Source organism: Cellulomonas sp. P5_C5, from assembly GCF_054049655.1.
The window spans coordinates 36,758-47,382 of sequence record NZ_JBFULY010000029.1 but is presented as its reverse complement, the minus strand read 5'-3'; the positions used below and the strand labels follow the sequence as shown (position 1 = coordinate 47,382).

Sequence of the window (10,625 nt, the reverse complement as noted above, 5' to 3'; positions counted from 1 at the left end):
GGGTGATCCTGATGTTCCTGCTGCGCTCCGTCGTCGAACCCGAGAACGGGCGGCCCGAGGACGTCGACCCGTCCTGCGTCACCACCACCTCCAGACCCTCACCGGACACCACCGGCGACACCACCGCCGGAGGTGGGCGGGTTCCGGAAGTGTTGCTGTGCCCGATCGGGGGCTGAGTCGCCGTGGAAGACGACACCGTGGCGCCCCCGACGACGGCACCTGCCGCGAGCAGAGCGAGGCCGAATCGACTCAGCACGTTGGGGTGACGGTGCTGGTCAGGACGATCCAGGTCTGATCAGCGACCCGAGCAAGCGACAGTTCCTCGCGGGTCGTCTCGCCGTATCCGACCTCCGCCGCGGTGTACGAGCCGTTCGGGTCGGTGGCGGTCACATCCCGGTAGTCCACGCACACGACCGCCCGAGCGGTCTCGCCGTCCACGGCGACCTCCCGCACGTCCACGTGGAGCGCCCCTCCAGTCTTCAGCTGGATGGCCGCGTTGCCGTCCGCGATCTGCTGCATCAGGGACTGGATCTCGGGGGAGGCGATGGTGCTGAACTTCGGGCTGAGCGTGTTCGTGGTCATGGTCCGCCAGTACTCCGTCTCGTACACGGCGGCCCAGTGGTAGACCTCGGCCTCGTCGCCGGTCAGGTCCGTGTCGTCCTCGAACACGATTCCCAGCTCGGCGTCGGAGTAGTCGATGGTCGGAGACGGCGTCGGCGTCGGTGCCGCGGTCACCGTCGCTGAGGCGGTCAGCCCAGGCAGCGGCTCCTTCGGCGACGAGCACCCCACCAGCCCGACGACAGCCACCACCGACACCACGACACCCGCGACCGACCGCATCAACTGCCCCTTTGATCCGCACCCCAGCAGCCGCCAGGAGCGCCAAACCGTACCGAACCCGACATCGGCTCGGTGGGGCTTATCCACAATCGGCACCCTCAACCGACCGACCGGCCGAAGGAGGAGCGCGACCTTGCGATCCCTCGGGCGATGGGCAGCTCCGGATCAGCGAAGGGTGGCCGGTCTCACCGGACCACCTGGGGAAAGACAGGCCACCCGCCAGGGGCCTTCAAGGACGCAACCACGTCTCCCAGCGAATGTGGAAGCGCTCGTGCGAGCGCGGTGACGTGTCCCGTGTCGAGGTCCTCGGCGCGGCACCCCCGGCCGTCCTGCGACCAGAGCAGTGTGAAGCGGCGCGGGGAGCTCTGTCGCACCTCGTACCCGTCCGGGACCTGCGCCGGGTCACGCATTGTGTAGAGGAACGGAAGACCCGCTCGGTTCCGCCATGCGGGTCCGGACCAGAGGACGACGTACCGCGACACCGCCGCTCGCTCCTCGGTTCGTAGCAGGACCCTGCCGACGTGTCCGCGGCTGAAGTCCTCGACGACGAACGTCTCGGCGTCGCGTCGAATGATCAGCCCGTTCTCCGAGTCGTACACGAGCACACCGTCCCCGCTGGGCGCCGGCCCCACGTCCAGTCCGGCTTCCAGGAGGAAACTTGTTGCCGTAGCCGGGAGCTCGACCAGCGGGGTCACGCGTCCGCAGCCCGCTTGTCTGCCTCGGCCTGGGCCTCGGCGCGGTCGTGGGCCCGCAGGGCGTGGCTGAGCTCGTCCTGGATCGCCTGCTCGGCGCGCTGCAGGGAAGGGCTCAGGCCGGTCGACAGGGGCGCGAGCTCGTCACGGTGCAACCGGTCCGCGGCGGATCCTGTCCAGGTCCCGTGTGCGCCGACGGATCCCGTCGGCCGGGAGAGCGAGGGGACGTCGGCTCGTGCGGCTCGCACGTCGCGCAGCAGGGCGCGCAGCTCGTCGACCCGTTGCTGGGAACGCTCGACCGGGTCCACGCGATGCCTCCAGCTCGTGCCCCCACAGGGCTGTCGTCGTTGCTCCGGTGCACGCTACCGGTCGGAGCCCGGCGTGCGGGCGGCTTCTCCACAGACGACGACGGTCGCCCGCACGTGGGTGCGAGCGACCGTCGAGGTCATGGCGAGGAGGTCAGCCTCGGGTGACGATCGACTGGATCTCCGCGACGGGGAGCTGGGCGGTCGCGGTCACGGTCGGGGCATCCCCGTCGAAGGGTTGCGGGGTCGGGTCCTCGGTCGTGTTCCACGTCGCGGCCCAAGTCTGCGTTGCGGTCAGCGTCGCCGGAGGCAGCTTCGTGTCGGTTCCGTCCGCCGTCGAGCGGGTGAACGTCAGGCTGCAGGTGTCGGTCGCCCCCGCCGTCCACGGCGTTCCCGGGTTGGTGCAGGTCTCCGGTGCGGCGAACTTCCCCGCTTTCAGCGTCATGCTGGCAAAGTTCGCCGTCACCGTTGCTCCCAGGCCGCCTGGGATCTGTGCCGTCACGGTGATCGTGGGTGCTCCGCCCTCGAGCCAGACCCACGTGTCCGTGCCCACCACGGTCGCACCCGATCCGGCCAGCGACGGGTTCCACCGGAGCGTGCCCTCGGGGAGGTCCATCGCGTCCCGCGCGGCCTGGGCCAGCACCACGGGGTCGATCTCGACCTGCGCCACGGGCGCGGGCGTCCCGGCCGGCACGTAGATCGAGTCGCGCACCACGTACGGCCCGCGCGTCGCGGCGGGTGCGTCGTACTGGCACGTCGGGTCGTACCAGTACCCAGTCGTGTCGGTCGCGTACTTCTCGTACTCGGGGTTCAGCAGGCCCTGCGCGGCGTAGTCGTCCAGTGTGTCCGCCTCGCGCGCCGGGCCGCCCGGCTTCCAGTACTCGTAGTACTCGTAGCCCGTCATCCCGGCCTCGAACCAGCACATGGGCGCCACCGTCGTGGTGGTGGTTCCTGTCGTCGTTGCCGTGCTGCCGCCCCACGACGAGCTCTGCGTGATGACGACCGAGATCCCGCCGTTGCCGGCTCCGGGCGTGACCTCCGGCGTCGTCGTGCCTGGCGTGTCGCCGTCGATGGCGAACGCGGGCGCGCCCATGGTGAGCACGAGCGCGGCGGCGGTCGCCACCACGATGKGTAGGCGCTTCAGCATGTTCCCTCCACCTCGCTCTTCCCGACGATCCACCGGTCCTCCGCCTCACGGGTCAGTGTCAGAGTCTTGTGCGGAGTCCCGCCGAAGCCGGCCTCCTCAGGGGTGTACGTCCCGTTGACGTCAGCGAACGTGGCGTCACGGTAGTCGTCGCAGATCGTGCCTGTCGCGGTGTCGCCGTCGACGACGATGTTGCTGATCCGCGAGTGCAGGACCCCGCCGACGACGGCCTGGTCGGCGGCGTTGTTCTCCGCGATCTGCTGCAGGCGAGCCCGCACCTCCGCGGACGCGAGGATGGAGGCCGCCGGGCTGAGGCTGTTCGTCGTCAGGGTTCGCCAGTACTCCTTGTTGTACGTGGCGATCCAGTTGTAGACGTCGGCGGCGTCGCCCTCGAGGACGGGGACGTCCTCGAACACGATGCCGAGCTCGGGGTCGGACAGGTCTTTCACCCCGCCTGCAGTCGCGGTCGCGGTCGCGGTCGGCGTCGGGGCGGCCGTCTTGGCGGGCTTCGTCGGCGATGCGGTCAGCCCTGTGGGCTCGTTGCCTCCGGACGTGCACCCGGCCAGCAGCAGCGCGCAGAGCGCCGACACGGCGATCACGTGGACCCGACCCATCGACCCTCCTCGTCACTCTGCTCGTCACCTGCGCAGCAGGCCGGACGGCCCGGCCGACGCCCAGGGTATCTACTCCGTCCACATTGTCTCGACTTCAGAGGGGATGAACGGGACGGGGGCCGCTAGGGTCCCAGGCGTGACGAGCACCGCATCCGCCGCCGGGTCGTACCGACGTCAGCCGGGCGTACCGGCCCGGCCGCCGTTCGCGTTCACCATGACGGCACCGCCGGGCTGGGAGGCGTTCCGGGGCGACGCGCCGGGGTTGCGCGACGACCTGGTGGCGCTCGTCGCGCGGTCCGCGCTGTGGCCGACGCTGACCGAGCGGCAGCGGCTCGGCCTGGCGAACGTGCTCCGGTCCGTGGCCGGCGTGAGTGCGGCGACGGGTGCCGTCGCGACGATGCTGCGGATCGGTGGCGACGCGCCGGAGCCCGTCCGTGCGGACGCGTTGCCCGACGTCGCGTCGCTGTCGCTGACGTGGCTCCGGACGGCACCTGTCCTGGCCGACCTCGACCTCGCGGGCCTCGTCGTCCAGCAGGGTGAGCCGGTCGAGACAGGGCTCGGTCCGGGGGTCCTGGCGCGCCGCATCGAGACGACACCGACGGGTGCGGACCAGATCACGTCGCAGATCGCGGCGCCGCTGCCGKACAGCATCTGGCTCGCGGTGCTCACGGGCACGACGAGCTCGCTCGAGTACGCGCCGGGCATGGACGACGCCCTGCGCGCCGTCGCCTTGAGCCTCCAGGTGGACCGCCCCGAGCGCTGACGACCGGAGCTACGCTCGCTGAGTTCGTGGCTCTCGACGGTGAGGACGGTTCATGGCTCCCATCCGGTTCGGCGTGGTCGGCAGCGGGTGGCGGGCGGAGTTCTTCGTCCGCATGGCGCGCCTGATGCCCGAGCGGTTCCAGGTGACCGGCGTGGTGACGCGTTCCGCGGAGCGCGGCGCGCAGGTCGAGACGGCGTGGGGCGTGCCGACGGTGCGCACCATCGAGGAGCTCGTGACCGCCGTCGGGCCGACGACCGACCGGCCGGAGTTCGTGGTCGTCTCGGTGCCGTGGCCCGTGACCCCCGACGCGATCCGTGAGCTGGTCGAGCTCGGCATCCCGGTGTTGGCCGAGACGCCGCCGGCGCCCGACGCGGACGGGCTGCGGGAGCTGTGGGCGGACGTGGGCTCGTCGGGACTGGTCCAGGTGGCCGAGCACAGCCCGTCGATGCCRTCGCACGCGGCCCGGATCGCCGTCGTCGACTCCGGGCTCATCGGCGTTGCGACGAGCGTACAGATCAGCTCGACGCATCTGTACCACGCGGTCGGTCTCATCCGGCGGCTGCTCGGAGCGGGCCGCGGAGAGGTCGTCGTGCGGGCCACCACCGTCACCGCACCGCTGGTCAGCCCGCTCGCACGCGACGGCTGGACTGGCGCGACCGAGCCCGTGGACGCGTGGAACATCCTCGCCACGCTCGACTTCGGTGACGGCCGCAGCGCCCTGTACGACTTCACGGACAACCAGTGGCACAACCCGCTGCGCACCAACCGGATCGTCGTCCGCGGCTCGCACGGGGAGATCGTCGACGACACCGTCACGCGCTGGGTCGACGAGCGGACGGTGCTCAGCTCGTCGATCGTCCGGCGTGTGACCGGGCTCGAGCAGAACCTCGACGGGTTCGACCTGGAGCACCTGAGCCTGGACGGACGTGTCCTGTACCGGAACGGGTTCCAGGGTGCCCGGCTGGCCGATGACGACATCGCCGTCGCCGCGCTGCTCGGTGCGACGGGCGCGTGGGTGCGCGGTGACGGCCCGCCGCCATACCCCCTGGCCGACGGCTGCCAGGACCACCTGCTGGGGCTGGCGATCGAGGAGGCGGGTCGCACGGGTGAGCCGGTTCGCACGGCCCGGGAGGCGTGGGCCGACGCGTAGCGGATGCGGGCCGGCGGGCGCGGTGCGACCGTCGACCGGTGACACGCTTTGGCTACACGCTGATGACCGAGCAGTCCGGACCGAAGGACCTGGTCCGCTACTCCATCGCCGCTGAGCGCCTCGGATTCGACTTCGAGGTGTGCAGCGACCACTACTTCCCCTGGCTCGACGCGCAGGGTCACGCACCGCACGCCTGGACGCTGCTGGGCGCTGTCGCCCAGGCGACCGAGCGCGTGGAGCTCATGACCTACGTGACCTGCCCGACCCTCCGGTACCACCCAGCCGTCGTCGCGCAGAAGGCCGCGACGCTCGGGGTGCTCTCCGACGGTCGGTTCCAGCTCAACGTCGGCGCGGGGGAGAACCTCAACGAGCACGTGGTCGGTGAGCGCTGGCCCGCGGTGGGCGAGCGCCACGACATGCTCGAGGAGGCCGTCGAGATCATCCGGGAGCTGCTCACCGGCGACCGCGTGAACTACGCCGGTGACTTCTTCCAGGTGGACTCCGCCAAGGTCTGGGACCTTCCCGACGAGCCGATCCAGATCGGTGCGGCCGTCTCGGGGCCGGACTCGATCGCGCGGTTCGCGAACCTCGTCGACCACCTCGTCGCCGTCGAGCCGGACGCCGACGTGATCCATGCGTGGGACGACGCGCGCGGGCACTCCCTGCCGGAGTCGCGCAAGATCGGGCAGGTCCCGATCAGCTGGGACCCGGACCGGGAGAAGGCCGTCGCCCGCGCRCACGAGCAGTTCCGCTGGTTCGCCGGCGGCTGGAAGGTGAACGCCGACCTTCCGACGACGGAGGCGTTCGACGCGGCCAGCCAGTTCGTCCGACCGTCCGACGTCGCCGAGCAGATCCCGTGCGGCCCGGACCTGGATGCCGTCGTCGAGGCGGTCTCCGCGTACTGGGAGGCAGGCTTCACCGACGTCGCGATCGTGCAGGTTGGCGACGAGGCACAGGACGAGTTCCTGGCGACGGCCGCCGGGCCCCTGCTCGAGAAGCTCCGCACCGCAGCACCCACCGTGTGAGGACTGAGCCGGAGCGCAGGCTCGGGCCGACAGAGAGGACGAGGACTGAGCCGGGCGCGACGAAGGGTGGGTGCGCCGCGGCGCACCCACCCTCCTCGGTGTGCGGACGGGACCGTCAGACCACCGCGGCCGCCGTCGCGAGCCCGATCGCGAAGAGCGTCCAGTCGTTGAGGACGTGGGCACCGGTCGATGCCCAGATGTTCTTGGTCGTGAGGAACGGGATGAGCAGGACGACGCGCGCGACGCCGATCACCGCGAGGCACTGCAGGAAGTTCCCGCCGTAGGTGGGCAGGTGGATCGCGGCGAACACGAGGGTCGCGACGAGCACGGCGCCGACCACGGCGACCCGGCGCGGCAGCCGGACGACGCGCGAGAGCAGGGTCAGGGTCGCGAGGAGAACCAGGATGGTGAAGAGCTCCTCGCCGAACAGCTGCGGGACCATCGACAGGAACGTGGCCACCCGCTCCCCGCCGCTCAGGTCGGCGAGCGCCCCGACCATCGGGTTGGCCTGCATGTCCATCACCTGGGAGAGCGCGACGCCGACGACCGAGGTGATCACGACGTTGAGCGCGGCGAAGCCGAACCAGAGCTTCACGTCCCGACGGCCGACGCCGCGGAAGATCACGCGCCAGTCGGGGCGGGCGACCAGGACGAACGCCGCGAGGGGGATCGCGACGAAGAGCAGTCCGCGCACCAGCGTCGAGAACCAGGCGGGACCGCCGACGGGCAGGAACATGTCCACCGCGCCGCCGGCTGCCACGGCCGCGACGATCGTCGCCCAGCCCGCGCCGCTGATGCGTGACGGGAGGCCGTTGTAGAAGGGGAAGTCCGGGGTCCGGTTCGGTTCAGCCGACGTGCTCGGTGAGCTCGTCGCGGTGAGCACGGCGGTCATGGTGATGCTCCTGAAGAGGAAGGGCGGGCGCCGGGGGGCCTGCTGCTCGTCGTCACCCTGCTGGTTCCGACACCTCCAGGGTGCTCGTGGAGGCTGGTGGTCCACATCGTGCGGACGCAGTCATCTGCGCGTACTGCGTCYGTGGTACTCCGGTCAGTGCCGCACGACGCCGGCCTCGACCGCGACGAGCGCCGCCTGGAGGCGTGAGGTGCAGTCGAGCTTCGCCAGGACGCGCGTGACGTGGGTCTTCGTCGTGGCCTCGGTGATGTCGAGCGCCCGGCCGATCTCCGCGTTCGACATCCCCGCGCCGAGGCACGCGAGGACGTCGCGCTCGCGGGCGGTGAGGTCGTCGACTCCTCGCGCGGGTGCCGGGGGCGGCGTCTGGGCGGCGACGAGGTCGGCGAGCAGCCGCCGGGTCACCTCGGGGGCGAGCACACCGTCGCCGGCGGCGACCCGGCGGACGGCGTCGACGAGCTCGGCGGCACCGACGGTCTTGAGCAGGAAGCCGACGGCGCCGGCGGCGAGCACACCGCGGACGTAGTCGTCGAGGTCGAACGTGGTCAGGGCGAGGACGTCGGCGAGCCCCTCGGCGACGATCGCCCGGGTGGCCTCGATGCCGTCCATGCCGGGCATCCGGATGTCCATGAGGACCACGTCGGGCCGCAGGGCGCGGGCGTTCGTGACGGCGGCGGCCCCGTCGGCGGCCTCCCCGACGACGGTGATCCCGTCGGCACCGTCGAGCATGAGGCGCAGGCCGGCGCGGATGGCGCCGTGGTCGTCGGCCACGAGCACGCGGATGTCGTCGGTCATGACGCGACCCGTGGCAGCGAGGCGTGCACGACCCAGCGGCCGTCGGAGGGGCCGGCGACGAGCGTCCCGCCGAGCGCCTCGGCCCGCTCGCGCATGGTCAGCAGACCGGTGGCGGTGCTCAGCGGCGGTGCGGCGGCGTCCCCGAGCGGGTTCGACACGACGACCTCGACGTCGTCCCGGCCGCTCACGGCGACCTCGACGGCTGCTCCGGGGGCGTGCCGGGCGGCGTTGGTCAGCGACTCCTGCACGATCCGGAACGCGGCCTGGTCGGTCGCCGCGGGCAGGGGCGACGGAGCGGCGCCGACGAGGACGACGTCCTGCCCGGCGGACCGCGCGGCGGCGACGAGCGAGTCCAGCCGGGCGAKGCCCGCGGGGGCGGCGACGGGGTCGGGGCGTCCGCGCAGGACCAGGATCATCGACCGCATCTCCGCCAGGGCCTCCAGGGCCCCGGCGCGGACGGTGCGCAGGGTGTCCCGGTCCCGGGAGGTGTCCGTCGACGCCAGCGTGGCCTCGGTGTGGATGGCGACGGCGGACAGGTGGCCGGCGACGACGTCGTGGAGGTCCCGGGCCATGCGCGCACGTTCCTCGCGCACGGCCGACTCGCGGTCCAGCTCGGCGATCCGGACGGCGTCCGCGGCGACGGCATGGGCCAGGTCGGCACGTTCACGCTCCAGCTCCGCCAGCTCGGTGCGCTGCCGCACGTCGGACGCCCACCACAGGGGTGTCCCGTACAGGGCGACCGCCTGCAGGAACAGGACGACCGCGTCCCGCAGCTCGGCCCCGGCGACCAGGCTCGCGACGGGCCCGCCGACGGCGACGACGGCAACCGTCCAGGTGATCCGGCGGCGCACGACCGGGCGCGTGACCAGGGCCGCGGTATACAGGGCGTCGAACAGCACGACGAAGACCGCGATGCCGCCACCGAGGTAGCCGTCGACCACGGACAGCGCAGCGACGACGACGAGGGTCAGGACGGGGTGCCGGCGCTTGGCCAGCAGCATGGTCGCCGCGCACAGCAGGATCAGCAGGTGCCACCACACGGCGTACTGACCGACCACGGTGTCGGCGAGCGCGCGCGGGGGCCGACCGGCCAGGCCGAGCAGCGCCAGCACGACGCCGAACAGGACGAGCGACACCGCGACGACGCGGTCGTCCTGCACACCAGCGCGCAGGAGACGTCCCATCCGGTCATCCCAGCACACGGTTGCGAGAAGACCGTCGTCCGAAGGATGTACGAGGGCGTGCGCCCGATGCCTGACGCGGTGCCGTGGCCGCCGCGGAGAGAGTCGTCGCATGATCGACGCCCTCCGCGAGAACCCGGTCGCTGCCCTCGTCGTCGCGTGCGAGATCGCGTTCTGGGTCTTCCTGGCCGCGGCCGTCGTCGCCCGCTACGTCCTGCACCGGCGCCGGACGTCGACGGTCCTGCTGCTGTGCGAGCCGCTGCTGGAGGTGGTCCTGCTCGCCGCGACGGTCGGCGACCTGCTGCGCGGCGCGGAGCCCACGTGGACGCACGGGCTGGCGGCGCTGTACCTGGGCTTCACGGTCGGGTTCGGGAAGCTGACCGTGCACAAGGTGGACGCGTGGGTGGCCTTCCGGTTCGCCGGCGGACCCGCGCCCCAGCCGCGACCGCGCGAGGGCGCGCCGGCCCGCAGCTACGAGTGGCGGCTGTGGGGGCGGGTGGTCGTCGCGTGGCTGGTGTCGTGCGGCGTTCTGGGGGTGCTGATGCTCATCGCGACCGAGCCGCCGCAGCGGGAGGTGCTGGCGGGCTGGGCGGGCCGGGCGACGCTGGTGCTCGTCGGGTGGCTGGTGTTCGGACCGGTGTGGTCGGAGCTGTCGACGCGCGTCCGGCCGCAGAGGGTCAGTGCTCGGTAGAGAAGTGGCCGAGCTCGCTGACGTCGTCGTGCCGGAGCTCGAACCAGACGGCCTTGGCCGCCTCGCCTTCCTCCTCGGACGTGCCCCAGCTGCTGGCCAGCCGGTCCACGAACATCACGCCCCGACCACCCAGCGCGGTCGGCGGGGGGTCGCGCACCACCGGCACCTCGCGGACGCCGTCGGTCACCTCGACGCGGGTGCGCTCCTCGTCGACGTGCACCCGCAGGACGACCGGCGGGTCGGCGTGCGCGACGGCGTTGGTGACCAGCTCGCTGACGAGGAGGACGAGCAGGTCGAGGCGTCCGTCGTCGATCCCGCTCTCGGCGAGGCGTTCCCGTGCCCAGTGCCGGGCGGGCGCGATCGCGGAGAGCGCGGGCGTCACGGCCGTCTCGGCATACATCGGGAGCCTCCCGGAGAGTGGGACAGGAACGAAGACGGGCTTCCGTCGACCCCAGCCACGGTCATGCACATCTGATGATTCGGCAACCTGAACACCGGTCTGAAGTCAGTTTTCCCCC

Annotated in this window: 13 protein-coding genes; 4 read left to right on the top strand and 9 right to left on the bottom strand. The window is 71.9% G+C overall.

Annotated elements, in window-relative coordinates; genetic code table 11:
• Positions 1–249: 249 nt before the first annotated feature.
• The 5 genes from ACXJKF_RS18535 to ACXJKF_RS18515 form a co-directional block, all read right to left on the bottom strand.
• Entirely contained in the window at positions 250–942 is a 693-nt protein-coding gene (locus ACXJKF_RS18535; protein WP_456789193.1) for a hypothetical protein, read from the bottom strand.
• 83 nt (positions 943–1,025) lie between these two features.
• The gene (locus tag ACXJKF_RS18530) at positions 1,026–1,535 is read right to left on the bottom strand and encodes a hypothetical protein (RefSeq protein WP_456789192.1); all 510 of its coding nucleotides are present in this window, start codon (positions 1,533–1,535) and stop codon (positions 1,026–1,028) included.
• On the bottom strand, positions 1,532–1,840 hold the full coding sequence (locus ACXJKF_RS18525; protein ID WP_456789191.1) for a hypothetical protein: 309 nt from the start codon (positions 1,838–1,840) through the stop codon (positions 1,532–1,534). Before ACXJKF_RS18525 ends, ACXJKF_RS18530 begins: the two co-directional genes overlap by 4 nt.
• A 151-nt stretch (positions 1,841–1,991) precedes the next feature.
• On the bottom strand, positions 1,992–2,984 hold the full coding sequence (locus ACXJKF_RS18520; RefSeq protein ID WP_456789190.1) for a hypothetical protein: 993 nt from the start codon (positions 2,982–2,984) through the stop codon (positions 1,992–1,994).
• The gene (locus ACXJKF_RS18515) at positions 2,978–3,595 is read right to left on the bottom strand and encodes a hypothetical protein (protein ID WP_456789189.1); all 618 of its coding nucleotides are present in this window, start codon (positions 3,593–3,595) and stop codon (positions 2,978–2,980) included. Before ACXJKF_RS18515 ends, ACXJKF_RS18520 begins: the two co-directional genes overlap by 7 nt.
• Positions 3,596–3,731: 136 nt before the next feature.
• On the opposite strand from ACXJKF_RS18515, the gene ACXJKF_RS18510 reads away from it, so the two are divergent.
• From ACXJKF_RS18510 to ACXJKF_RS18500, 3 genes are read left to right on the top strand one after another with little or no spacing between them, the layout of a single operon-like run.
• Complete coding sequence (locus tag ACXJKF_RS18510; RefSeq protein WP_456789188.1) at positions 3,732–4,358, top strand: hypothetical protein; 627 nt, start codon at positions 3,732–3,734, stop codon at positions 4,356–4,358.
• 52 nt (positions 4,359–4,410) lie between these two features.
• Positions 4,411–5,508 (top strand): Gfo/Idh/MocA family protein, encoded by a 1,098-nt coding sequence (locus tag ACXJKF_RS18505; protein ID WP_456789187.1) that lies wholly within the window; start codon positions 4,411–4,413, stop codon positions 5,506–5,508.
• 38 nt (positions 5,509–5,546) lie between these two features.
• Complete coding sequence (locus tag ACXJKF_RS18500; protein ID WP_456789186.1) at positions 5,547–6,533, top strand: TIGR03557 family F420-dependent LLM class oxidoreductase; 987 nt, start codon at positions 5,547–5,549, stop codon at positions 6,531–6,533.
• Between the two features lie 115 nt (positions 6,534–6,648).
• On the opposite strand, the gene ACXJKF_RS18495 is transcribed toward ACXJKF_RS18500, so the two are convergent.
• From ACXJKF_RS18495 to ACXJKF_RS18485, 3 genes are all read right to left on the bottom strand, one after another.
• Positions 6,649–7,425, bottom strand: a complete 777-nt coding sequence (locus ACXJKF_RS18495) for a CPBP family glutamic-type intramembrane protease (RefSeq protein ID WP_456789185.1) — start codon at positions 7,423–7,425, stop codon at positions 6,649–6,651.
• 153 nt (positions 7,426–7,578) lie between these two features.
• On the bottom strand, positions 7,579–8,235 hold the full coding sequence (locus ACXJKF_RS18490; protein ID WP_456789184.1) for a response regulator: 657 nt from the start codon (positions 8,233–8,235) through the stop codon (positions 7,579–7,581).
• Positions 8,232–9,419, bottom strand: a complete 1,188-nt coding sequence (locus ACXJKF_RS18485) for a sensor histidine kinase (RefSeq protein WP_456789183.1) — start codon at positions 9,417–9,419, stop codon at positions 8,232–8,234. The genes ACXJKF_RS18490 and ACXJKF_RS18485 overlap by 4 nt, the downstream gene beginning before the upstream one ends.
• Positions 9,420–9,528: 109 nt before the next feature.
• Between ACXJKF_RS18485 and ACXJKF_RS18480 the strand changes: the two genes are divergently transcribed.
• Positions 9,529–10,107: a hypothetical protein gene (locus ACXJKF_RS18480; protein WP_456789182.1), complete on the top strand. Its 579-nt coding sequence runs from the start codon at positions 9,529–9,531 to the stop codon at positions 10,105–10,107.
• On the opposite strand, the gene ACXJKF_RS18475 is transcribed toward ACXJKF_RS18480, so the two are convergent.
• The gene (locus ACXJKF_RS18475; RefSeq protein WP_456789181.1) at positions 10,094–10,507 is read right to left on the bottom strand and encodes an ATP-binding protein; all 414 of its coding nucleotides are present in this window, start codon (positions 10,505–10,507) and stop codon (positions 10,094–10,096) included. The two genes, ACXJKF_RS18480 and ACXJKF_RS18475, sit on opposite strands and share 14 nt — an antisense overlap.
• Between the last annotated feature and the right edge of the window lie 118 nt (positions 10,508–10,625).